The following is a 21778-nucleotide window of genomic DNA, read 5'->3' as shown; positions in this document are numbered from 1 at the left end:
CAGTGGTGCCCCTTTTCATTCAAGGAGGCACCATGAAAGACTTGTCCAACGCCGACCTGCTGGCCGTGCTGGTGGGGCAGGAATTGGCAACTTCGCTGGCCAACCGACCCCTTGCCGAACTGTTTGGCTTCACCAAGCCAAGGCAGACGGCATTGAACGAAACACCTGCGACCTACATCGTCCATCCGGCCCTGGTGGCGGCAAAGGAGCTTTTCGTTCGCTGCATACGTGAGCGTATGGAGAGCGAAGACCTTTGCTTCTCGTCGCCGGAGACGGTCCAGGCGTTTTTGTGCGCCAACATTGGGCACTTGGAACACGAATCGTTCTGGTGTCTGTGGTTGGATGCGCAACATCGCCTGATAGAGGCCGGGGAATTGTTCCGCGGCACTCTCAGAGAATCAACCGTTCATCCTCGGGAGGTCGTGAAGAAGGCGCTGGCCGTCAACGCGGCGGCAGTGATCTTCGCGCACAACCACCCGTCCGGGATGATCAAGCCATCGCGGGCCGATGAAGTGATAACCGCAAACCTTAAGCAAGCGCTTGCGCTTGTGGATGTTCGGGTGCTGGATCACTTCATCGTCGGCGGAAACAAAGCGATGTCCTTCGCAAAAAATGGGTTGCTATATGTCAGGTCCCGGACGATTACGTGGTTTGAAGATGAAAAGATCGGGGCGTTGAGCGTACCACTTTTTCAAGGCCTCCAGAGGTGTTATGTGTCCGATTGCCTTCTGGGGTAAATGATGGTTGTACAGCCAAACATAACGGGTCAAGGTAGTCTCGAGGTCCTCGGCGCTGTTGAAGTGATGGGTGGCAAGGACCTCGGCAATACGGCCGTTGAAGCGTTCGACCATGCCATTGGTCTGAGGGTGTCTGGGCTTGGTGAGGCGATGCTCGATGCCAAGGGCCTGGCAGAGCTGATCGAACTCGTGCTTCCCGGACGGTGCGCGCGCGCCTGAGGCGAAGAGGCGATCCGTGAACTCCTTGCCGTTGTCGGTGAGGATGTGCGTGATTCTGACCGGGCAGGTCTTGTGCAAGGCCTTCAGGAAGCTTCTGGCCGCGGCTGCGGTCTTGTTTGGCTTAATCTGGATGAAGACCCAACGGGTGGCGCGGTCAATGGCGACGAAGAGATAACGCCTCTGATGTTCGTCGGGCATCTGCGGCAGGTACTTGACGTCGATGTGCAGGTAGCCCGGCATGTAGGTCTTGAATGGCTTGGAAGCAGGCGCATCCTTGGCTTCACTGGGCAGTTGGGATAGGCCATGGCGCTTGAGCAGACGATACAGCCCAGAACGTGAGGCCCGGGGGTTGATGAACTCCCGTGTGACCACCAGCAGATCGTCAAGGGGTAGCTGGAGGGTCTTGCGCAGCTCCACCACCAAAAGCTCCTGCGCCGGGGTGAGCGTCGTCTGCAAACGATGCGCGGTATGCGGGCGATCTTCCACAAAGTCCCGACGCTTCCAGCGGCGGATGGTGTCTTCGGATACGCCCAACTCGGCTGCCAAGGCCGCAACCGACAAGGACGAGGACTGGATGTAGGCGCGGGTGGCGGGGGTTGTGGTGGCGTTTTTGTGTAGGCGAATAATCATGGTTGAGCGCTCCGGAGGTTGTCGATCAGCTCTCGCATCACTGCGCGACTAACGAAGAGTGCACGACGCGAAGGATCTATGCAATCGTCCGGAACCCTACAGCTATAAGACCTCACCGCGCTTCGGCGCGGTTTTTTTTGCGCCTGTTCCGCGGGATGCTCGGCAGCGGTCGCCGCCGTCGGACCGGGGTTGTTCTGGCCAGAGCCGTTGCCGAGTCAGAGCGCCTTCGCCGACTCGTCTCAGTGGGGACGGTCTGGCCGAGACGGCGCCGTTGTCCACAGATTTTGTGGACAAGTTCTCCAGCACCGAGCGCAACCCCCATGGACAAGAGGGTGAGCGCTGGTTTGCTCAAAAAATGAGCACTCGGCGGGACGCTGCATTCATGATAACTGTCATTATCATGACTGCTATTTTTTGCGTGCAACTCGGCCGATCCAGAAATCCGGGGAGAAAAATCAAGGCGAGACAAGGACTTGGAAAGCCACTTGACGGCTGCTAGCATCGCGCCATGCACCAAGGAGCACGCGCGATGGAAATGATCACTCGACAGCAAGCCGCCGACCGGCTGGGCGTGCCCGCGGCCTGGATCGATGGGATGATCGAGGCAGGCGAGCTGCAATACCACGAAGGACCGGACGGCAAAGTCCTCGTCGATGCCGAGGACATCCAGGCGCTGAGGGGAGCCAGCGAGCCGCCGACCGTGCCGTCGCTGTCTCACGTTCGCGCCATGCTCCGGCGCGTCATGGGCGGCCCCGATAAGGTCGAGCAAGGCCAATAACCGACTGCGCCTGTTTTGCGTGTGGCCGTCCACGTCGGGGGACGGTCACGATCTTGCGCGCTTCTTCGCCTGCGCGCGGCGACATCTCCAACCCGACGCGCCCACCCCCTCGCCGCACTCATTCCCCCACGAACCGCCCGTTTGGTCTGGCTAAACACAGCGGTGCATGTGAACTGCGCCGCCCTGCCCGAATCGCTGGCCGAGAGCGAACTCTTCGGCCATGTGCGCGGTGCCTTCTCCGGCGCCACCACCGACCGCCCGGGCCGCTTCGAGGCCGCTGACGGCGGCACCCTCTTCCTCGACGAAGTGGGCGAGTTGCCCCTCACCGTACAGGCCAAGCTGCTGCGCGCCCTGCAAAACGGCGAGATCCAGCGCCTGGGCACCGACCGCCCGCGCCGCGTGGACGTGCGCATCATCGCCGCCACCAACCGCCAGTTGCGCGACCAGGTGCGCGACGGCCATTTCCGCGCCGACCTCTACCACCGCCTGTCCGTCTACCCGGTGCCCATCCCGCCGCTGCGCGAGCGCGAGCAGGACGTGCTGCTGCTCGCCGGCCGCTTCCTCGAACTCAACCGCGCCCGCCTGGGCCTGCGCAGCCTGCGCCTCACCCCCGCGGCCGAGGACGCCCTGCTGCGCTACCCCTGGCCCGGCAACGTGCGCGAACTCGAGCACGTGATCGGCCGCGCCGCGCTCAAGGCCGTGAGCCGCGGTGCTGCACGCCAGGACATCGTGAGCCTGCCCCCCGAACTGCTCGACCTCGACGGCCCCGAGGCGGCCTCGCCGGGCGCCCCGCCCTCGCCGGCGGCCCCGGCGCCTGCCGAGCCGCTGCGCCCTCTGCGGGAAGCGGTGGCGTGCTTCGAACGTGAACAGATCGCACGGGCCCTCCAGGCCCATGGCGGCCAGTGGGCCGCGGCCGCCCGCACCCTCGGTCTGGATGCCAGCAACCTGCACAAGCTCGCACGCCGCCTGGGGATGAAGTGAGCCCACCCCGTCCGGGCTACCATCGGGCCCACCTCCGCCCGTGTGAGCGCTGCCGATGATCCGACACACCCGCCTCCTGCTCTGGCGCACGCTGGCCAGCGTGTCGCTGCTGCTGGGGCTGGTGGGCGTGGTGCTCCCGGTGCTGCCCACCGTGCCCTTCCTGCTGTTGGCCGCCTGGGCCGGCGGACGTGGGTGGCCCAGCCTGGAGGCCCGGCTGCTGGCCCACCCGCGGCACGGCCCCGTGATCCGTCAATGGCGCGAGCGCGGCGCCGTGCCCCGCCGGGCCAAATGGCTGGCCACGGCCATGATGCTAGGCAGCGCCACCGTCCTCTGGTGGAGCCCCGTGGCGCCCTGGATACGCGGCGCGGTTTACCTCGTCTTGCTGGGCGTGGCCCTGTGGTTGTGGCGCCGCCCCGAGGCCTGAGCGGGGCCTGCTTGATCCCCCTCTGGGCAGGCAAGGGGCTTCTGGGGTAGAAAGGACGCACACCCACAACACCCGGGAGAGCATCATGAAGATCCTGCTGCCTGTGGACGGCTCCGAGCTCTCGCTGTGGGCCGTGCGCCATGCCGTCGAACTGGCCCGCAGCGGCTTGCAGGCCCGCTTCGTGCTGGCCAACGTGCAGGAGCCGCCCACCCTGTACGAGGTGGTCACCGTGCATGACGCCGAGGTGCTCGAAGGTGTGGCCGAGGGCGCGGGCCGTCATGCCCTGGAGGGCGCCGAAACGCTGCTGCGCGAGGCCGGGCTGCCCTTCGACAGCGAAATCGCCAGCGGCGACCCGGCCCACACGCTCATCGAGCTGGCCGAGACCCATGGCTGCCAGGCCATCGTGATGGGCGCCCGCGGCATCGGCGCGCTGCGCGCCGGCCTCTTCGGCTCCGTCTCGCGCGCAGTGCTCGACGACGCCCCCGTGCCCGTCACCATCGTCAAACCCCCCGAACCCGACGCGGCCGCCGAGGCGCTGGACGAGCCAGGCGTGGATTGACGGGTCATCGCGGGCAGTGACGGCCCATTCAACGATGAGCAGACGCTCACAAGCGGCACCGTGGTCGATGCACCCCTGATTGCCGCACCGGCTCCACCAAGAACAATAGCGGCGAGCGTGCCCCCGAAATGCATGTCTGACCTGCCGCCCGAAATGTCCAGTTCTTCACGCCAAAGTCAACAGACCGCTTCGCTGCAAGAAAGGACCGGTGTCCGTTCATGACGCGCTTGCCAGCAGCGCGCGCAACTCGGCTTCGATCGCGCGCCATCGCTGCTTGTTCATCTTCACCAAGCCGAAGTGGCGCAGCATGAACGCGCCTTCGGCAGCCAAGAATGCGATCCAGGCGCGGCGCTGCTCGGCGCTCGTGTGATCGAGTCCGGTCAGCCGTTCCCGATACCACTGGCGCACGCCCTCCAGATCTCGCGGCGACTGCAGCAGCGCAGCCAACAAGCCGGCGGCCTTGGCGCTGGAGAGGTCGTCGGATCCGAAAGTAGCAGCCACGTGGGCACGCACCTTGCCGATGGTCGAGGCGTCGGTGCCCGTCATCTCGCGATAACAACGGTCATAGGCCTGCCCGAATCGCTCGAACAGCGCATCGATCAATGCCGCCTTTGTCCTGAAGCACGACTGGACCCCCCCTTTGCTGATGCCTGCTGCCTGGGCCACGGCATCGATGGTCAGTGCCGAGGCCCCGTGTCGCCGGACCAACATGTCTGCGGCGTCGAGCACCGCCTCTCGGTCAATGGAGCGGGGGCGGCCCATGCCATCGCCTCCTGTCGATATCAATACGGTCGTATGATAACGGCGACACCCCACTCTGAAGCCTCACCGATCGATCCCATGCAAGCTGCCGCTCATCCCTCCTGGGGGCGTCGCACCTGGCCCGTGGCCCTCGTGGGCTGGGTGGGCGTGCTCGCCTTGCTGGGCCAGCCGCTGCCCGCCGTGCCCGCGGATCTGGCCGCACAGTGGGCCGCGCTGCCGCATTGGGCCCAGCGGGCGGTCTTGATCGGCCAGCCCGGGCTGCTGGTGCTGGCCGTCAGCGCGGTGGGGGCGGCCGTGGCCCATCGGGTGGGCTTGCGCAGCGCGCTGGCCGGCACCGGCGCCTGCCCGCGTGGCCAGACATGGGCGGGGGTCGCGCTGCTCGGCGCGTGCGTGGGCGGTCTCGTGCACGGGCTGGATCGGCTCTGGGCGCCGCACTTGGGCACGGCCTGGCTGGCCCTGGAGCACGCCCAGTCGGCCCAGCCCAGTCCCCCGTGGTGGATCGGCCCGCTTTATGGGGGGCTGGCCGAGGAGGTGATCGCGCGCTGGGGCCTTCGGTATTGGTGGCGGACGGTTGACCGTGTGCTGACTGGCCTCCCGAGCTTATGAGCACTGGTGCGGGTTGCTGCAGCCTGCCCGGCATTCACTCTGCAAACGCCTGCAAGCGCGCGGGGTCGAGCAGCGCCTCGGCCAGCAGAGCGTGAATCTCGTAGTGCGGTTCGGCTGCCGACAGGCTTCGGCGGTAGTCCATGATGCGATGCTGGAGCGCTCGCACGTCGCCGCGGTATCGGCGCTGCGCTTCGCGCTGCAGTCGCCGGTACTCGGCTTTGAATTCTCGGGTCCAGCGTTGACTAAGATTGAGCAGGATGTCCAGGTTCTGAACCTTGACGGCATCGGCAAGCGTTGCGCTCTCGACGCGAACGCTCGGCGTGGCTTCGTCGTAGCGCAGCCGGATTGCCCCGTTGGCATGGCGCAGATAGGGGTGGAACCACTCGGAGAACGCGCCGCCGGCGTGGGCGGGATTCTGGCCCTTGTTCTGTGTCGAATTGCATTCCCCGCAGATCGGCAGCAGGTTGTCGGCGCACACGGCCAGCAACGGGAACGCCGTCTTGGCCAGCCAGTGGTCCACGGCGGGCTGCACCAGCGGCCCGCCGCAGAGCACGCAGACCTCGCGCGCATCCGGGTGGGGGTCGGGGCGATGCGCGGCGCGAAACTCGCGCACGAATTGGTCGTAGCTCACGCGTAGCGTGACATCAGTTGTGGGGGCGCCGTTGGCAGCGTAAGGCAGGCCGCCGCGCAAGCCGTCCTCGTAGAACGCCACCATCAGTGTCTTGAAGGCTTTCCAGTGCTCGTCCTGGCTGCGCCATTGATTCGGCGGAGCGACCGGCAGAGCGGCGGGTGGTGTCGGGCCGAAATGCTGCGCCAGAGCACTAACCGCCTGAATCCACTGCTGGAGCCCAGTCTTCTCAGCCGGTGACAGGTCGGCGATGCGCTTCGCCTTGTCAAACAACGGCTTGGTTCCGGTCTTGCCGGCCAGCAAGTGCCACAGCCAATCGCCTTCGATGGCGCTGCCCATGCTTGACCGAAGGTTCGCTTGGGTGATGGAAACGCCGGAGACTTGGGGGGCACACAGCCACAGTGCGAAGCGCCGCATCAGCTGCTGGCAGGCGGCCAGAGCCGGTGAGCACGTCACGCGGTGGATGGGCTTAAGCATCACTGTCCTCCGCGTTGCCGCTCGCTTCGCGGGTCTTGAGGATCAGCGCGCGCAGTTCGTCCTTCAGCGTGTCTGACTGCAGGGTGGGGATCACCTGCTCGATGGCGCGCAGGTCGGGAGCTTGCTGCCAGCGGTTGAGCAGGGTTTGCAGCTCGGTGCGATAGAAGCCGGTACCCAGGCGGCGGATAAGTGCTTGTAGTTGCCGCACGTCATCCGGCGTCGGGTCCGTTTTCTGAGCAGCAGCGCGCAAGAAGACCTCGATGCGCTTTTGGGCTCGCGCCCCGATGCTGTCCTCGGCGTCAAATACCGTCATCATCAGCGCGCTGGGGTCGGTGGCGAAGGTTTGGTCCGGCACGTCCTCGGCGGTGGATTGGCCGTTCGCCTTGCGGATGAGAACCACTTCCTCATCGAACACGTCGGAGAGCACGATGGCCGAGTGGGTGGCGATTAGCACCTGGCTGGCATCCGCTCCCATGGCTGCATCCACCACCTGCACGATCTCGCGCTTCCAAGCGTCGTTGAAATGGGTTTCGGGCTCGTCCAGCAACAGCAGCGCGTCGTCCTGCCCCGCGAGCAGGTGGAACAGCGTCCAGCGCGCCAGCACCAGCCTCTCACCGTCGGAAAACTCGCTCAGGCGCAGCACGCCCGGGTCGCTGAGGTCGCTCAGGCTCTCCTCTTCGGGCTTGTCGTTGCGGCGGATAAAGAGCTCGATGTCTTCCAGCACCCCGTGCCGCCACCAGCCCAGCAGGGTGCCAAAGCGCTCGGACGCCGTGTCGCCCTCCTCGCCCAGCAGGGCACGCAAGGCCTGGCCCTGGGTGGTCCGCCCTTCGAAGCGCTGAGCGTCGAGCGGCTCGGCGCTCGCAGGCAGCGCCCCGTCGAGATCGAAGTACAGGCTGCGCAGCGCCTTGCCGGGATGGGGCTCGGCCAGGCACTCGCCGCACAGCCGGATGGCGTCGTGCACGCGCTCGATCAAGGCGCGCGGCACGGCCAGGGCGCGGTCCAGATTCACCCGCAGGCGCACGCCCACCAGGCGGTGCCAGCCGGCCTTGCGGAACAAGTCCGCCAACGCGTCATCGGCCGGGCCTTGGCGGCGCGCTTCGGCCTCCTGCAAGGCCACCGCAAGCAGCGCGGCGGTCAGCATCACCGGTTCCAGCAGCAGCGGGCGGCGGAACAGGTCGGCGGGCGCGGTGTCCGCTTCGGCCGGAGCCCCGGTGCGGGTGGCCTCGTCACCGAACGTGCCGCCTTCGATCACGACGCTGGCCTCGTCCTCCTCCGTCCAGCCGGGTGGGCGCTCCTGGCTGATGTCGTGATCGGGCGACTGCGTCACCACATCTAGCGCCTCGGCATTCACGGGCGGCTGCCAGGCCGCGCGCCACGGGTCCATCCAGCCCGAGGTGTAGGCCAGCAGCGCGCGCGGCAGCGCATCGGGCACGCTTTGCGGGTAGTCGCCGCGGGCGATGCGGCGCTTGAACACGGCCAGCGTGCCCGCCGGCGCGTGCTCGACGGTGCGCAAGTAAGTGATCGCCTGGGCGAAGGCCTCGCGGTCCGTCGTGTCGGGGAAGGCCCAGCCCTCCGCCTGCCACAGCGTGGTTGCGTGGGCTTCGCCGGGGCAGTCGAAGATCAGCGTGCGGTGCCCCGGCTCGCCCGGGCGGCCCAGTTCGTAGATCAGGCTCAGCGGGCTGAGCGGCAGGCGCTCGTCGGCCAGGGCGAGAAAGCTCTCAGCCAGCGCCCGCAGCAGGTGGCTCTTCCCACTGCCGTTCTGCCCGATGACGAAGTGGATGGCCAGCCGGGCCGGCGCGCCCCGCGGTTCGAACGCGGCCCAGGGTGCGCGCGGGCTGAAGGCCACCGCCAGATCGGCCAGCGGCGGGTAGTGCGACAGGTGCAGGTAGCGCAGCCGCATTCAACGCGCCTCCGGCGCCCGGCGGCGCTCGAGCTCGCGCCCCAGCCGCTCGGCATCGGCCAGCGCCGTGTCTTCTTCGGGGCGGCTGCCGTCCTCGGCCTCGCGCAGCGGGCGGAAGGCGGTCAGGTACTCGGTGCGGCCGGTGTTGGGGTTGGGGCGCGGCAGACTCATCTTGCGGATCAGGCCCATCGCGGCCAGTTGCTCCAGGGCACGCCGCACCGCCTCGCGCCCGGCGGCAAAGCCCTCCAGGCGCCAGGCGGTTTGCGGGCTGGTGCAAAACTCTTCAAACGCCAACGGGTCGTCGGCCAGCACCGCACCCCGCCACTCGAAGCGCAGCGTGTTCCATACTTCGTGCTGGAAGCTGGAAAGCTGCTCGATCACCGCCTGCCGTCGCGGGCGGGCCAGGTCGGTGCGGCGCTCGGTGGGGGCGTGTTCGGTGATGCGCACCGTGACCTGGGGCGCCGGTGCCCCGAGCCGCGCGTCGCGCTCACGGGCGGCCTCGGCCAAAGCCTGCGCGTGCTGCTCGCGCCAAGCGGCGGTGAGGCGGCCGGAGAGGGCTTCGGTGATCAGGGCGGATTGCAGGCGTTTTGCTTGGTCGATTCTCCCGAGAGTGGGCTGAAAGTCGGCTATTTGCAGCACCTCGACGATGCGCTGCTGTTCGGGTAGGGGCGGGAGGGGCAGCTTGAACTTGACCAGTGTCGGCCCGTCGATAGCCGCCTGGCTGACCCAGCGCTTTGCACGATTGCGGGCATAGCCAGCCGACCAAAGGTAGTGCAGAAAGGCCGCCAAAAACTCCGGCAGCACCAGCTCACGCCTGACCCGGATTCGGGTCATGTGGTTGGAATAGACGAAAACGCCATCGTGCTGATCGAAAACGGCCGTCTTGCCTACCCACTCTTCGCTGTTGGTGTTGTTGAACACGACATCGCCAGGCAGCAGGCGATAGCGCTCAAGGTCGCCATCGGCCACCGTGACGTGCTTGATGCCTTCAAGCGTGATACGCCCGTCTGGCGATACGTTATGCGTGCGAATCTGCGGCGTAGTGCCTTCGTCCTCCTCGCCTGGGCGCTGGGCGAAGCCCGGCTGCGCAGACTCGATGACGTCAGAAAGAAAAACCTCCCGCCAAGCTTGAATGGCACTTGATAGTTCTTTCTTGATTCCGAGCAGTTCATCCCTGCGATGCGCTGCGATCCTCAACAGATCAGCATTCTGTTCGCGCCACGACGACGCTATCTTTCGTCCGAAAGCGGCTCCAACCAAGGCTGCATGCAACTGTCTCGCCTTGTCTGCAGCGTCGCGAAACGGCTTTAGATCGGCCGCTTGAAGCACCTCGACGATGCGCTGCTGTTCGGGTAGGGGCGGGAGGGGCAGCTTGAACTTGACCAGTGTCGGCCCGTCGATAGCCGCCTGGCTGACCCAGCGCTTTGCACGATTGCGGGCATAGCCAGCCGACCAAAGGTAGTGCAGAAAGGCCGCCAAAAACTCCGGCAGCACCAGCTCACGCCTGACCCGGATTCGGGTCATGTGGTTGGAATAGACGAAAACGCCATCGTGCTGATCGAAAACGGCCGTCTTGCCTACCTGTCAGGTCCCGGACGATTACGTGGTTTGAAGATGAAAAGATCGGGGCGTTGAGCGTACCACTTTTTCAAGGCCTCCAGAGGTGTTATGTGTCCGATTGCCTTCTGGGGTAAATGATGGTTGTACAGCCAAACATAACGGGTCAAGGTAGTCTCGAGGTCCTCGGCGCTGTTGAAGTGATGGGTGGCAAGGACCTCGGCAATACGGCCGTTGAAGCGTTCGACCATGCCATTGGTCTGAGGGTGTCTGGGCTTGGTGAGGCGATGCTCGATGCCAAGGGCCTGGCAGAGCTGATCGAACTCGTGCTTCCCGGACGGTGCGCGCGCGCCTGAGGCGAAGAGGCGATCCGTGAACTCCTTGCCGTTGTCGGTGAGGATGTGCGTGATTCTGACCGGGCAGGTCTTGTGCAAGGCCTTCAGGAAGCTTCTGGCCGCGGCTGCGGTCTTGTTTGGCTTAATCTGGATGAAGACCCAACGGGTGGCGCGGTCAATGGCGACGAAGAGATAACGCCTCTGATGTTCGTCGGGCATCTGCGGCAGGTACTTGACGTCGATGTGCAGGTAGCCCGGCATGTAGGTCTTGAATGGCTTGGAAGCAGGCGCATCCTTGGCTTCACTGGGCAGTTGGGATAGGCCATGGCGCTTGAGCAGACGATACAGCCCAGAACGTGAGGCCCGGGGGTTGATGAACTCCCGTGTGACCACCAGCAGATCGTCAAGGGGTAGCTGGAGGGTCTTGCGCAGCTCCACCACCAAAAGCTCCTGCGCCGGGGTGAGCGTCGTCTGCAAACGATGCGCGGTATGCGGGCGATCTTCCACAAAGTCCCGACGCTTCCAGCGGCGGATGGTGTCTTCGGATACGCCCAACTCGGCTGCCAAGGCCGCAACCGACAAGGACGAGGACTGGATGTAGGCGCGGGTGGCGGGGGTTGTGGTGGCGTTTTTGTGTAGGCGAATAATCATGGTTGAGCGCTCCGGAGGTTGTCGATCAGCTCTCGCATCACTGCGCGACTAACGAAGAGTGCACGACGCGAAGGATCTATGCAATCGTCCGGAACCCTACACCTACCCACTCTTCGCTGTTGGTGTTGTTGAACACGACATCGCCAGGCAGCAGGCGATAGCGCTCAAGGTCGCCATCGGCCACCGTGACGTGCTTGATGCCTTCAAGCGTGATACGCCCGTCTGGCGATACGTTATGCGTGCGAATCTGCGGCGTAGTGCCTTCGTCCTCCTCGCCTGGGCGCTGGGCGAAGCCCGGCTGCGCAGACTCGATGACGTCAGAAAGAAAAACCTCCCGCCACCCCTGCGGCCACTTCATGCTCGGCCCTCCACCATGGCCTGCAGGCGGTCCAGGCCGTCGAGGATGCCGCGCTCGAGCTGGCGCAGCTCGTCGATCAACGCGGTAACCGAGACCTGGCTGTCCATGGCCGCGAAGTCGAAGGGCTTGTACTGGCCGGCCGAGAGGTTCCAGTCGCGCGCTTCGATGCAGTCGGGGTCGAGCAGCGCGGCGTTGAGCGTGTCGCCGTCGTAGAGGTTGGGCAGCTTCTCGGCCACGTATTCGGGCCGCACCCGCCCGGTGGCGTCGTGCGAGCCTTGCAGCGTGCCGTCGGCCGAGCGCCATTCGGGGTCGGGCGCCCAGGCACGCAGCGGCACGGCCCAGCATTTGCGCGCGCTGGCCGGGCGGGTGTGGTCGATGGCGAGGCTGCGCAGCCACAGGTCATAGCCGTCCACCTGGGCCACTTCACGGGCCAGGGGCCGCAGCGCCTCGACGAGGTCCGCCACGCGCTCGCCCTGCGGCTCATCGGGCACCTGGTCGCGCGCGGCGGCGGTGAGCTGTTTCCACAGCGCCAGCGCCGGGCCTTCGTCTTCAAAAAAAGAATGCAGTTCGCGCGCGGCGCGGTTCCATTCGGTGGTGGCGGTTCTTGTGTCGGCGTGGGCGAAGTGGCGGCTGGCCAGCTCCGCCAGGCGGGGGGCGACGCGCTCGCGCACGCGGGCCTCGGCCTCTTGAGGGTCGATGGTCTCCTCCCCTTCGCGCAGCAGCTCGGGGAAGAGCTCATGGATGGCCCAGGTCTTGCCGTCGAAGGCGGGGGCGGCCTCAGGGTCGTCGGCAAAGGCAAAGCCGGCCGGGGTGAGCTGGCCGCTGGCATCGCGCAGGCTGGCCTGGCGCCAGCGCTCGCGCCAGTAGCGCGGCTGGTGGTAGGCGGGCTCGCCTTCGGTGGCGGCGCGGCCTTGTTGCAGCCAGCGGCGGAACTGGACGAGCGCGTCCCACAGGTCGTTGTCCTGCCCGGGGCGGGGGGTGCGCTTGGCGTCGAGGCTGTAGCCGTCGGTGGCCACCTCGTAGAACCACACCTGGTCGGTGCGGGGGGCGTTCTTCTCGAAGGTGGTCTTGGCTGCGCGTGGAGTTTCCTTGCGGAAGACGAGGATGGAGGTCTTGACGCCGGTATAGGGCTGGAACACACCGCCCGGCAGCGAAATGACCGCCTCCACGCAGTGCTCGGTGAGCAGTTCGCGGCGCAGCTTGACGTGGGCGTCGGTGTTGCCGAACAGCACGCCCTCGGGAACGATGACGGCGCAGCGCCCGCCCACCTGCAACAGGTCCAGCATCAGCCAGACGAAGAGCAGCTCGCTCTTGTTGGTGAGCACCTCTTCCTTCTTCTTGCCCTTGGTGCCTGCGCGGGGAAAGAGCAGGCTGTCGCGCTCCAGGTCGGCGGTGTCCACGGTGCCGGTGAAGGGCGGGTTGGCCAGCACGTAGCGGTAGCTTTCGCTGGCCAGCAGCGGCGCCAGTTCGGGCTTGCCTTCGCGCTTGGAGAGCGAATCGCCCTGCATCAGCCGGGGGTTGTGAATGTGGTGCAGCACCAGGTTCATCCAGCCGATGCGGGCCATGGTGCGGTCGTTGTCGATGCCGACGAAGCAGGCGCCGTCTTCGATGAGCGCGCGCTCCTGCTCGGTGGCCTTCACAAGATCGAGCCGGTGCGGGGCGCCGTCCCATTCGAGGCGGATGTTCTCTGGCGTGGAGCCCTGCCGGCGCAGGTATTGCTGGGCGCTGAACAGGAAGCCGCCGGTGCCGGCGGCCGGGTCGATGAGCCGCTCGCCAGGCCGGGGGGCCAGCAGTTCGACCATGAAGCGGATCAGGTGCCGGGGGGTGCGGAACTGGCCGTTCTTGCCGGCGGTGGCCACTTCGGAGAGCAGGTACTCGAAGATGTCGCCCATCAGGTCCTGCGCGGCGCTGCCGTCGCCCGCTTGGGCAAAGAGCTTGTCGATGAGGTCGATGGCGTCGTGCAGCACCTGCCCCTTGTTGGGGTCGAGCTGGAAGTAGGCGTCGGCCATGCGACCGTTGAGGCCGGCGAGCTCGGTGCCCTCCTCGTGGTCGGACAGGCGCCGGTCCAGCGTGCGCAGCCAGGGAAAGACGACTTCGATCAGGTGCTTGGTGTCGGTGCTTTGCTGGCGGATGTAGCTCCAGCGGCAGGTGTTGCCGTCGAAACGCTCGGCGTCGTCCGGCAAGCAGCGTTCATAGACCGAAGGCTTGCCGGTGGCCACGCGGTCGCAGTCCAGGTCTTCCAGCCGTTTGAGAAACAGCAGATAGGTGATCTGCTCCACGGCCACCAAGGGATTGGTGAGGCCGGCGGACCAGAAGCGATCCCAGAGCTTGTCGACGTTCTTGCGCAAATGGGGGGCGAGCATGGGGTGTCCTCGTGGGTATTCAGGCGGCGCGCTCGTCGAGCTTTTCGGTCAAGGCGAGCAGTTCGTCGATGTCTTGCGGCGCAAACAGCGCCTCGACCTTGCCGACATGGGCCAGGGGTGGTTGTGACAGCGCCGCGCGGCTGATGCGGCCATGGCGCAATACCGCGGCTTTGACGGCGCGCAAAAAGGCGAGCTGGTTGGCGCGCAGGCGCGGATGGGCGGCGATGAAGGCATCGAAGGCTTGCTGCACGCGCGCCTCACGGTCGGGCAGGCGGGCGTCTTGCCGCAGGATGTGGCGCAGCAGCTCGAGCAGCGAGGCCTGCGGGGCGTCGAAGGCTTGCCGCAGGGTGTCGGCGGTGACGAACAGATCGGCCTGGTTGAGCGTGGCCGACACGGCATCGAGTTCGGCGTCACTGACCGGCTCGCCGCGCTTGAGCTTGGCCAGCACCGGGTGGTCGTCGGCGAGACGGCGCACCCAGGCCTCGACCTGCTCGCGGTAGCTCTCGGCAAACGCGCCTTCGCCCGTGGGGCCGTAGATGATCCAGTGGCGCTGGGCGATGCGGTCGGGCAGGTTGATTTCGATGGGCTGGCCGCCCTCGCGCACCCGAAAGCGCATCAGCGGCGCGAAGCGCTCTTGCAGGTCGTCCAGCCGGGGAAGGTCCAGGTGCTGCCAGAAACCGGGCGAGAGGGCAAAGGCCAAGGCGTCGCGCTGGGCCCGCACTTCCGGGATGGCTTCGGGCAGGCGGCGCAAGGCGTCCTGAATGCGCGCTTGCAGCCGCTGCCCTTGCTCGGCATCGCCCTGCAAGAGCGCCAGCGCGGTGCGTTCACACCAGAGGCGCCACTGCAGCTCATCCAGGCTCTGCCCGGGCACCAGGCGCAGCAAGGGCGCCAGGGTGTGCGACAGGCGTTCGATGTGGGGCGCATCGGGGGCTGGCCAGGACTGGGCGAGTTGGTCCAGCAGCTCCAGATGCGGCCGCACGTCGATGCTTTGGCGCGGTAAGGCGGCCAGCATGGCCTGCAGGCGGCGCACCGTGGTCTCTGTCGGCCGCGCCTGCGCCACTTCGAGCTGCCAGCGGGTGAGCCGGTCGCGGAACAGGCGCACCGGCAAGGGTTCGCTGGGCCGATCGATCTCGCCCTCGGGATGGAGCTGAAAGTAAGCGAAGTTTTTCCAGTGGTCGATGATCAGAAAGTCGCGCTTGCTCTCGCCGGTGCGCGGGTCGGTGTATAGCCGCGTGCCGCGACCGATCATCTGCCAGAACTTGACCCTTGAGAACACCGGCTTGGCAAACACCAGGTTCTGGATGGCCGGCACATCGACGCCGGTGTCGAGCATGTCCACCGATATGGCCACACGAGGCATGGCCTTGAACTTGAAGTCGTCGAGCACGGCGTCGGCGCGCTCCATGTGGCTGTCGATGATCTCCGCCATGCCCTGCCGTTGCAGCTCGGGGTACAGGCGATTGAAGCTCTCGTACAGCCGCTTGGCGTGCGCATGGCTGACGGCAAAGACGATGGTCTTGTGCGGCAGGCCTTGGGCGTCCTTGCGGCAACGGCCCATGAACTCACGCACGATGGCGTCGTTGGTGCCTTGGTTGACGACGGACTTTTCGAGGTCAGTGCCTTCGAAATCCAGCTCCTCGAGATCGACGCCCTGATCACGGGCCAACTGCTGCAGCGGCTCGGGCAGGCTGTCACCCTGGATGCCTTGGATCTGGAACTGCGTCTGGGCATCGAGCACGCGGTAGTTGACGAGGTTGCCATCCGCCACTGCCTGCTCATAGCTGTACAGGTAGGTGGGCACGCCATCGTCGCAGCTGAAGAGCTGGAAGGTGTTGTGGTCGATGTAGTCGGTCGGCGTCGCCGTCAGGCCCAGCACCAAGGCGTCGAAGTGATCGAGCAGCGCCTTGTAGCGCTGATAGATGGAGCGGTGGCTTTCGTCGGCAATGATCAGGTCGTAATGCCCGACCGACAGCCGCTCGTACACCTGCATCATGCTGGGGTAGGTGGCGAAGTGGATGCGCGCAGACGGGGCCTCGCCGCTCTCGATCCGGGCCAAGCTCTCGTTGGGCAGATGGTTCTTGAACTCGGTCATGGCCTGGCGCACCAGCTCGCGCCGGTCGGCCAGGAACAGCACGCGTTGCACCCGTTTGGCACGCAGCAGCAAGTCGACCAGGGCGATCGTGGTGCGAGTCTTGCCAGTACCGGTGGCCATGACCAGCAGGAAGCGGCGCTTGGCGGACTGGATTCCCTCGGCCACGCGGCGAATCGCCTCGGCCTGGTAGTCGCGCCCGGCGATGCGCGCATCGATGGTCACCGCATCGAGCGGCTGCGCATAGCGCCGTTGGTGAAGCAGCCTTTCGAGGTCTTCGGGTGAGTGAAAGCCAGCCACTTTGCGCGGCGGGTAGCGCTCGCGATCCCAGAACTGGATGTCACGGCCGTTGGTCAGGTAAATGAACGGGTCGGTGCCCGTCTTGATTCGAATGGCGTCCGCGTACTCAGCGGCCTGGCGTTTCCCTGCCAACTCATCGCGCGCGCTGCGCTTGGCCTCGACCACCGCGATGGGTTTGCCAGAGGCATCCAGCAGCACGTAGTCGGCGAATCCGACGCCCCCGTATTCAGGTGTGGGCTCTGCGACGCGAAGCAGCACCTCTTCCTGAAGGTTGCGGCGACGACCGGCCCAGCCTGCGCGAGCCAGGTCGGCATCGATGCGTTGTTGTCTGGTTTGCGCTTCTGTCGCCGTCATGCGTCGGCTCCCCCGCCCCCTTCCGAGGATGAACCTTCATCCGCCCCCCCGGCTCGCACCCACTCATCCACCTCGGGCAGCTTGAACTTCCACAGCCGCCCCACGCGGTGCGCGGGCAGCCCGCGGTGCTCGCGCCAGCGGTAAACGGTGTCCTTGGCCACGCCCAGATGTTGCGCGACCTGCTCGACGGAAACCCAGGGTTCTGTAGTAGTCATGGTGCCCGCGCTTGCCCACTGGAAGCGACTCGAATGGATGAAACCGGATGAAAGTCTATCAGCTGGGAAATGCGCTCCCAAGCTTGGCTTCGGGGCGGAGCTGCGCGTGAATCGGGGCGTAGCGATCACTCCGGAGGCCCCCATGGACACGACCCCCAAGCTCACCCCGACTCAAACCCTGCTGCTACGCACTGCCGCCCACCGCGCCGATGGACAAGTGATTCCGCCTGAGACGCTGCGCGGTGGCGCACGGGTCAAGGTGCTGACTGCGCTGCTCGATCGTGGCTGGATCGAGCCCGCCGACGGCGACCACGTGCTGACCGACGCGGGCTACGCGGCCATCGGCCAACAGCGGCCTGTGCCGCCGGATGGCGTCGCGAAGTGCGACACCACCGACGGCCTCCAACTTCTGGAGGGCATCCCGGTGCGCCCTGGCACCAAACTCGCCGCGCTGGTGGTAGCGCTGCGCCGCCCGCAGGGGGCAACCAGTCTGCAACTGATGCTGGCGACCGGCTGGCAGCCGCATTCCGTGCGCGGCGCGATCTCGGGCCTGCTGCGCAAGCGCCTGGGCCTGAACGTGGTGCTGACGCACAACGCAGCCGGAGAGCGGGTGACCGCATCGGCTGACGGTCAGCCGCGCCGCAAGGGGTCGGAGTTCAGGTCCGGCCCTTGGGGTACGCACGACCTGCGTACCCTGGCCGTCCTTCCGGTCGCTGGCCGTGGCGGCAGCGCTGGCCTGCAAACCGCAAACCCTGCAAACCTCGGTTTGCACCCTGACGCTATCGAAGCGCCGCGCTCGCGCCCCCCGCATGGCTGGGTCGCCAGGAAGGACCCGTGAATGGCCGGGCGGCTTCCTCGACCGTCACCGCTGTCCAGAAGTTAGCCGAGATACTACCCCTGATCGGCCTGCTTTGTTGCACCCCTGAACGACCCCGGATTTGCATCCAGTCCGAAACTGTCTGTCAGCGCGCCCTGCGTTCATCAACGTTGCGCATGGGTTTGGAAGAGCTACCCCATCAGAGCACCGCCTCCAGCCCCTTGCGTTCGATGAGGTCGAGCAGCTTCTGCGAGGGACCGCTGGGCTTCTTGTCGCCCACTTCCCACTTGCGCACGGTCGAGACGCTGGTGTTGAGGACCGATGCCAGCACGGCCTGACTCAAGTGCAGGCGTTCGCGCAAGGCGCGCACTTTCTCAGCGTCGTATTCATGCACCGGCTCCAGGCACAGCGCGTCGTACTTGCGCATCTTGCGCTTGTCGATGAAGCCCAGGCGATGCAGGTCGCGCGCCGTTTCGTGAACGGCTTGTGTGCGGTGGCCACTGTCCGAAGTTGCGCGGCCAGGGCATCCAGAGTCACGTCGTCGCCGAACTCGGCGCTGCACTGCACCGCCAGATAGCCGTGCGCAAAGGCTTGGCGCAGCTGCGCCACCTCGCCGGCTGTGCCGTGTTGGGCGATGCGCTCGCCAAACAGCTCGGCGACCAGCACCGCCGGGTCGGGCAGCAGCGTGCTTCGAATGCCGGCGGCCTGCAGCTGCCGCTGCGTACGCGCTTCGCGTACGGCCAGTGCATCGGCTCCCCGCAGCTGGGCCAGCACCTCGGTGCGCAGCGCCGGGCTGGTTGCAGCCAGCTGCGCCCCGCCCACGCCGGTGTGGACCACAAAGCGCAGCGCCGGCCACGCGGCACGATCGGCCAGATAGGGCGCAGCGGCGGTGCTGCCCACCATGCGCTGCACCCAGGTCGCCTGCTCGGTGGGGCGGTCATGCAGGTAGGCCAGCGTGGTGTGTACTTCTTCAGGCGGCAGCAGCATCACCGCCGCCTGCCAGGCGGTGGTGGTCAGGATCTCGCCACCCACGTGCAGCAGGTCCACCGGCTGCTCGCCGAGTGTGGCGCGCACCTCGTTCAAAGCGCGCACCGCATGGCCGCCATGGGCGCGCAGGTCGCGCGCTGCCAGCCCGGCGTAGATCAGCGCACGCCCCGGCAGCAGCGCGGCAGCGACGGGGGCAAACAGCAGGTCGCCGAGGTTGTGGCGGTCAAAGGCACCGAAGAGGATCAGCGGGCGCGTCATGGCGCCATTGTGCGGCGGTGCCGGCGTCAGCCCGCGGCTTCTTCCGGCGAGGCCAGCAGCACTTCCACCCCCTGCGCCTCCAGCGCCTGACGCACCTCCGGCGCGAGGCCGGTGTCGGTCACGACGCGCGTGACGCGGTTCATTTCACAGATGCGGAAGATGGCCTGCGAATTGAACTTGGACGAATCCACCAGCACGTTCACGGTCTGTGCGGCATCGATGAAGGCGCGATTCATGGCTGCTTCCTCCGGCGACAGCATGCCGATGCCGGCGGGTGAGATGCCGTGCACGCCGAGAAACGCGGCTCGTACTGTGATGTCATCCAGGCTGCCGGGCGCCGGTCGGCTGACCGAGGCCATCTTCCTGAAGTCCACCATGCCCGGCAGCAGGTACACCGCCGCGTTCTGGCTGCGCGCGAACTCCATCGCGACCGTCAGGCCGTTGGTGACGATGTGCAGGTTCTGGTGGCCGCGCAGCGCCTCGGCCAGGTGGCGCGAGGTGGTGCCACCGTTGACCAGGATGCAGTCGCCGTCTGACACCAACTGCGCCGCCAGTTCGGCAATGGCGCGCTTCTCGCGATACTGCTCGCGCTCGCGTTCCGCGTAGCTGATGCTCTCATAACGCGCCCAACCCTCGGCGATCACCTCGCCCGAGACGGCGCCACCACGGGTGCGCTCGAGCAGTCCCCGTTCCTGCAGCTCGATCAGGTCGCGCCGGATGGTGATGGGCGAGGTCTGGAAACGCTGCGCCAAGGCGTTGACTTCGACGATGCCGCCGCCCTGAACCAGGGCGACGATCTCCTTGTGACGGGCGGCTTTGAGCATGGGCGGCAGGGCAAATCAGACGAGAAGCACACAGGCGTTCAGCGACTATAGGTTCAGACCAAGTCATCAAAATGACACTTTCTGTTGATAACATCGATTTCATGAACAGAAACGATCATATTCGAGCAGTCGTCTTTGATGTCGATGGCACGCTGCTGGACACCCTGCCTTCTCTGGCCGCGGCTGCCAATGAGGTGCTGGCCGAAGCCGGGCTGTGCGCGGTGCCGGCGGACCGGCTTCGGTCGGCGCTCAGCGAGGGGTTGGGGCCGATGTTCCAATATGCATTAGCCCTGCAGACCGAAGCGTCTGCGGCCGACCGAGGCAAAGCCCTGGAGGCCAGCTACTTCACCCGCTATGCGCAGCACTGGTTGGCTCAAGCTGCACCTTACGCCGGTGTGCCGGCCCTGTTGGTGGAACTCAAGTCACAGGGCTTGCTGCTTGGCCTGTGCAGCAACCGCGACCGACCTTCCATCGAGGCCCTGTTGGCCTGCACGGGGCTCGACATCGGCTTCGACGCCGTGGTCGGCTTGGGTGATGCTGCGCGGCCCAAGCCGGCGCCGGACCCGCTGCTGCGCGTGCTGCAGCAGCTTGGCATACCGGCATCGCAGGTGCTTTTCGTGGGCGACTCGGCGATGGACGCGTGCTGTGCCGAAGCCGCTGGCGTGCGCTTCGCGGCCCACCGTATGGGCTATGCCAGCCAGCCGGGCGACCTCTGGCCCCAGGTAACGGGCTTCGATCGCTACGACGAGTTCGCCCCTTGGCTGCTCAGCCAACTGTCTAACCGCCTGTCCCCTTCACCGGAGACCTGCCATGCCTGACATTCGCATCCACGGCCTGAGCAAACAGTTTGGCGCCACCCACGTGCTCGAGGGTCTGGACCTCACTGTGCGTGACGGCGAGTTTCTCACCCTGCTCGGCCCTTCGGGCTGCGGCAAGTCCACACTGCTGCGCCTGATCGCCGGGCTGGACCAGCCCGACGCCGGCACCATCCACCTGGGCGAGCGCGACCTGCTGCCGCTGTCGCCGGGCGAGCGCGACTGTGCCATGGTGTTCCAGAGCTATGCCCTGTACCCCCACATGACCGTGGGCGAGAACATCTGCACGCCCCTGCTGATGCGCGGTCTGAATTTCTGGCAACGCCTGCCAGGCATGCGATGGCTGTCGCCGGCAGTGCGTCGCCAGCACGCGCTGGCCTCGGCCACCGCGCGCAAGGTGGCACAGAGCCTGGGCATCGATGCCTTGTGGGCGCGCAAGCCTGCGCAACTGTCGGGTGGCCAGCGCCAGCGTGTGGCCTTGGCGCGTGCCATGGTGCGGCACCCGGCGGTGTTTCTGTTCGACGAACCGCTGTCCAACCTCGACGCCAATCTGCGCCAGGCGCTGCGCGCCGAGATCCGGCAGTTGCACGACCAGCTGGGCGTTACTTTCATCTACGTCACGCACGACCAGCACGAGGCCATGTCCATGTCTGACCGCGTGGCCGTCATGCGCGAAGGTCGCGTGTTGCAGCTGGGTACGCCGGATGAGATCTACAGCCAACCGGCGCACGTGGAGGTGGCGCGCTTTGTTGGCGCGCCGCGCATCAACCTGTTGCAGGCCGAGATCCGTGGCACCGGCGTCTGGGTGCAGGGCTGGCAGATTGGCCGCGTGGCGCAGGGCCAGGAGGTCGCTACCTGTCTGGTTGGCTTCCGGCCGCAGGTGGGCTTGCGAGACAAGAGCGAGGGGCTGGCACTGCACGGGCGCATCAGTGGCGTGGAATACACGGGCGCCGACATGATCGTTACCGTCAAGCTGGCGCAGACACAGGAGCAGGTCACCATCTGCCTGCCCGCGCAGCAAGCCGGCCTGCGCGTCGGTGAGCCGCTGGAGATATCAGTTCCGCTGGCGCAACTCCATGTGTTTGGGGCCGATGGCCAGCGTCTGGCGTTCCAGCCCCGCACGGCGCAGCTGGACGCGGCTGCTTGAGGACGGG

At 66.3% G+C, this 21778-nt stretch carries 21 protein-coding genes and 1 pseudogene; 9 read left to right on the top strand and 13 right to left on the bottom strand.

The genetic code is table 11. The annotated features are described in order from the left end of the window. Positions 1-32: 32 nt before the first annotated feature. The gene (locus ACPP3B_RS13615; protein ID WP_424859329.1) at positions 33-737 is read left to right on the top strand and encodes a JAB domain-containing protein; all 705 of its coding nucleotides are present in this window, start codon (positions 33-35) and stop codon (positions 735-737) included. Here the strand turns inward: ACPP3B_RS13615 and ACPP3B_RS13610 are convergent. Then, positions 621-1586 carry an IS481 family transposase gene (locus ACPP3B_RS13610; protein WP_424859328.1) on the bottom strand — a complete coding sequence of 322 codons (966 nt, stop codon included), beginning with the start codon at positions 1584-1586 and terminating at the stop codon, positions 621-623. The two genes, ACPP3B_RS13615 and ACPP3B_RS13610, sit on opposite strands and share 117 nt — an antisense overlap. A gap of 529 nt (positions 1587-2115) precedes the next feature. Between ACPP3B_RS13610 and ACPP3B_RS13605 the strand changes: the two genes are divergently transcribed. From ACPP3B_RS13605 to ACPP3B_RS13590, 4 genes and pseudogenes are all read left to right on the top strand, one after another. Beyond that, on the top strand, positions 2116-2364 hold the full coding sequence (locus ACPP3B_RS13605; protein WP_424859135.1) for a hypothetical protein: 249 nt from the start codon (positions 2116-2118) through the stop codon (positions 2362-2364). Positions 2365-2526: 162 nt separating this feature from the next. Continuing rightward, positions 2527-3345 (top strand): annotated as a pseudogene (locus tag ACPP3B_RS13600) (sigma 54-interacting transcriptional regulator); the annotation flags it as partial. Between the two features lie 55 nt (positions 3346-3400). After that, positions 3401-3769 (top strand): YbaN family protein, encoded by a 369-nt coding sequence (locus ACPP3B_RS13595; protein WP_424859136.1) that lies wholly within the window; start codon positions 3401-3403, stop codon positions 3767-3769. Positions 3770-3854: 85 nt separating this feature from the next. Beyond that, complete coding sequence (locus ACPP3B_RS13590; protein ID WP_424859137.1) at positions 3855-4328, top strand: universal stress protein; 474 nt, start codon at positions 3855-3857, stop codon at positions 4326-4328. Positions 4329-4544: 216 nt separating this feature from the next. Here the strand turns inward: ACPP3B_RS13590 and ACPP3B_RS13585 are convergent, their stop codons facing one another. Continuing rightward, a complete protein-coding gene (locus ACPP3B_RS13585) occupies positions 4545-5090 on the bottom strand; it encodes a TetR/AcrR family transcriptional regulator (protein ID WP_424859138.1) in 546 nt (181 codons plus the stop codon). Between the two features lie 78 nt (positions 5091-5168). On the opposite strand from ACPP3B_RS13585, the gene ACPP3B_RS13580 reads away from it, so the two are divergent. Further along, positions 5169-5696 (top strand): hypothetical protein, encoded by a 528-nt coding sequence (locus ACPP3B_RS13580; protein ID WP_424859327.1) that lies wholly within the window; start codon positions 5169-5171, stop codon positions 5694-5696. Between the two features lie 34 nt (positions 5697-5730). Here ACPP3B_RS13580 and ACPP3B_RS13575 read toward each other — a convergent pair whose 3' ends face one another. The 8 genes from ACPP3B_RS13575 to ACPP3B_RS13540 all read right to left on the bottom strand — a co-directional run bounded on the left by ACPP3B_RS13575 (position 5731) and on the right by ACPP3B_RS13540 (position 16923). Next, on the bottom strand, positions 5731-6801 hold the full coding sequence (locus ACPP3B_RS13575) for a hypothetical protein (protein ID WP_424859326.1): 1071 nt from the start codon (positions 6799-6801) through the stop codon (positions 5731-5733). Further along, the gene (locus ACPP3B_RS13570) at positions 6794-8701 is read right to left on the bottom strand and encodes an AAA family ATPase (protein WP_424859325.1); all 1908 of its coding nucleotides are present in this window, start codon (positions 8699-8701) and stop codon (positions 6794-6796) included. The genes ACPP3B_RS13575 and ACPP3B_RS13570 overlap by 8 nt, the downstream gene beginning before the upstream one ends. After that, complete coding sequence (locus tag ACPP3B_RS13565; RefSeq protein WP_424859324.1) at positions 8702-10225, bottom strand: restriction endonuclease subunit S; 1524 nt, start codon at positions 10223-10225, stop codon at positions 8702-8704. 53 nt (positions 10226-10278) lie between these two features. Next, complete coding sequence (locus tag ACPP3B_RS13560) at positions 10279-11244, bottom strand: IS481 family transposase (protein ID WP_424859323.1); 966 nt, start codon at positions 11242-11244, stop codon at positions 10279-10281. A 76-nt stretch (positions 11245-11320) separates the two neighbouring features. Then, positions 11321-11602, bottom strand: coding sequence for a hypothetical protein (locus tag ACPP3B_RS13555; protein WP_424859322.1), 282 nt, complete (start codon positions 11600-11602; stop codon positions 11321-11323). Next, on the bottom strand, positions 11599-13965 hold the full coding sequence (locus tag ACPP3B_RS13550; protein WP_424859321.1) for a type I restriction-modification system subunit M: 2367 nt from the start codon (positions 13963-13965) through the stop codon (positions 11599-11601). The genes ACPP3B_RS13555 and ACPP3B_RS13550 overlap by 4 nt, the downstream gene beginning before the upstream one ends. Before the next feature lie 19 nt (positions 13966-13984). Then, the gene (locus ACPP3B_RS13545) at positions 13985-16708 is read right to left on the bottom strand and encodes a DEAD/DEAH box helicase family protein (RefSeq protein ID WP_019562048.1); all 2724 of its coding nucleotides are present in this window, start codon (positions 16706-16708) and stop codon (positions 13985-13987) included. Next, on the bottom strand, positions 16705-16923 hold the full coding sequence (locus ACPP3B_RS13540; protein WP_424859320.1) for a helix-turn-helix domain-containing protein: 219 nt from the start codon (positions 16921-16923) through the stop codon (positions 16705-16707). The genes ACPP3B_RS13545 and ACPP3B_RS13540 overlap by 4 nt, the downstream gene beginning before the upstream one ends. Before the next feature lie 142 nt (positions 16924-17065). On the opposite strand from ACPP3B_RS13540, the gene ACPP3B_RS13535 reads away from it, so the two are divergent. Continuing rightward, entirely contained in the window at positions 17066-17761 is a 696-nt protein-coding gene (locus ACPP3B_RS13535) for a DUF3489 domain-containing protein (protein ID WP_424859319.1), read from the top strand. 178 nt (positions 17762-17939) lie between these two features. Here ACPP3B_RS13535 and ACPP3B_RS13530 read toward each other — a convergent pair whose 3' ends face one another. Genes ACPP3B_RS13530 through ACPP3B_RS13520 form a run of 3 tightly spaced genes read right to left on the bottom strand, consistent with a single transcriptional unit; the run spans position 17940 to position 19809 of the window. After that, positions 17940-18071: a helix-turn-helix domain-containing protein gene (locus ACPP3B_RS13530; protein WP_242002941.1), complete on the bottom strand. Its 132-nt coding sequence runs from the start codon at positions 18069-18071 to the stop codon at positions 17940-17942. Positions 18072-18079: 8 nt separating this feature from the next. Beyond that, a complete protein-coding gene (locus tag ACPP3B_RS13525) occupies positions 18080-18985 on the bottom strand; it encodes a hypothetical protein (RefSeq protein WP_424859318.1) in 906 nt (301 codons plus the stop codon). 26 nt (positions 18986-19011) lie between these two features. Continuing rightward, a complete protein-coding gene (locus tag ACPP3B_RS13520) occupies positions 19012-19809 on the bottom strand; it encodes a DeoR/GlpR family DNA-binding transcription regulator (protein ID WP_424859317.1) in 798 nt (265 codons plus the stop codon). 101 nt (positions 19810-19910) lie between these two features. On the opposite strand from ACPP3B_RS13520, the gene ACPP3B_RS13515 reads away from it, so the two are divergent. Next, a complete protein-coding gene (locus ACPP3B_RS13515; protein ID WP_424859316.1) occupies positions 19911-20627 on the top strand; it encodes an HAD family hydrolase in 717 nt (238 codons plus the stop codon). Beyond that, positions 20620-21771: an ABC transporter ATP-binding protein gene (locus ACPP3B_RS13510; RefSeq protein WP_424859315.1), complete on the top strand. Its 1152-nt coding sequence runs from the start codon at positions 20620-20622 to the stop codon at positions 21769-21771. The genes ACPP3B_RS13515 and ACPP3B_RS13510 overlap by 8 nt, the downstream gene beginning before the upstream one ends. Positions 21772-21778: the final 7 nt, after the last annotated feature.

The sequence above is a fragment of the Tepidimonas sp. HKU77 genome (assembly GCF_049728535.1).
Classification (GTDB): domain Bacteria; phylum Pseudomonadota; class Gammaproteobacteria; order Burkholderiales; family Burkholderiaceae_C; genus Tepidimonas.
The sequence above is the reverse complement of the archived record's forward strand: the minus strand, read 5'-3'. Positions and strand labels throughout refer to the sequence as shown.

Coding starts and splice junctions, on each gene's coding strand:
- ACPP3B_RS13615 (WP_424859329.1), top strand. CDS start 33: ATGAAAGACTTGTCCAACGCCGACCTGCTGGCCGTGCTGGTGGGGCAG.
- ACPP3B_RS13610 (WP_424859328.1), bottom strand. CDS start 1,586: ATGATTATTCGCCTACACAAAAACGCCACCACAACCCCCGCCACCCGC.
- ACPP3B_RS13605 (WP_424859135.1), top strand. CDS start 2,116: ATGGAAATGATCACTCGACAGCAAGCCGCCGACCGGCTGGGCGTGCCC.
- ACPP3B_RS13595 (WP_424859136.1), top strand. CDS start 3,401: ATGATCCGACACACCCGCCTCCTGCTCTGGCGCACGCTGGCCAGCGTG.
- ACPP3B_RS13590 (WP_424859137.1), top strand. CDS start 3,855: ATGAAGATCCTGCTGCCTGTGGACGGCTCCGAGCTCTCGCTGTGGGCC.
- ACPP3B_RS13585 (WP_424859138.1), bottom strand. CDS start 5,090: ATGGGCCGCCCCCGCTCCATTGACCGAGAGGCGGTGCTCGACGCCGCA.
- ACPP3B_RS13580 (WP_424859327.1), top strand. CDS start 5,169: ATGCAAGCTGCCGCTCATCCCTCCTGGGGGCGTCGCACCTGGCCCGTG.
- ACPP3B_RS13575 (WP_424859326.1), bottom strand. CDS start 6,801: ATGCTTAAGCCCATCCACCGCGTGACGTGCTCACCGGCTCTGGCCGCC.
- ACPP3B_RS13570 (WP_424859325.1), bottom strand. CDS start 8,701: ATGCGGCTGCGCTACCTGCACCTGTCGCACTACCCGCCGCTGGCCGAT.
- ACPP3B_RS13565 (WP_424859324.1), bottom strand. CDS start 10,225: ATGACCCGAATCCGGGTCAGGCGTGAGCTGGTGCTGCCGGAGTTTTTG.
- ACPP3B_RS13560 (WP_424859323.1), bottom strand. CDS start 11,244: ATGATTATTCGCCTACACAAAAACGCCACCACAACCCCCGCCACCCGC.
- ACPP3B_RS13555 (WP_424859322.1), bottom strand. CDS start 11,602: ATGAAGTGGCCGCAGGGGTGGCGGGAGGTTTTTCTTTCTGACGTCATC.
- ACPP3B_RS13550 (WP_424859321.1), bottom strand. CDS start 13,965: ATGCTCGCCCCCCATTTGCGCAAGAACGTCGACAAGCTCTGGGATCGC.
- ACPP3B_RS13545 (WP_019562048.1), bottom strand. CDS start 16,708: ATGACGGCGACAGAAGCGCAAACCAGACAACAACGCATCGATGCCGAC.
- ACPP3B_RS13540 (WP_424859320.1), bottom strand. CDS start 16,923: ATGACTACTACAGAACCCTGGGTTTCCGTCGAGCAGGTCGCGCAACAT.
- ACPP3B_RS13535 (WP_424859319.1), top strand. CDS start 17,066: ATGGACACGACCCCCAAGCTCACCCCGACTCAAACCCTGCTGCTACGC.
- ACPP3B_RS13525 (WP_424859318.1), bottom strand. CDS start 18,985: ATGACGCGCCCGCTGATCCTCTTCGGTGCCTTTGACCGCCACAACCTC.
- ACPP3B_RS13520 (WP_424859317.1), bottom strand. CDS start 19,809: ATGCTCAAAGCCGCCCGTCACAAGGAGATCGTCGCCCTGGTTCAGGGC.
- ACPP3B_RS13515 (WP_424859316.1), top strand. CDS start 19,911: ATGAACAGAAACGATCATATTCGAGCAGTCGTCTTTGATGTCGATGGC.
- ACPP3B_RS13510 (WP_424859315.1), top strand. CDS start 20,620: ATGCCTGACATTCGCATCCACGGCCTGAGCAAACAGTTTGGCGCCACC.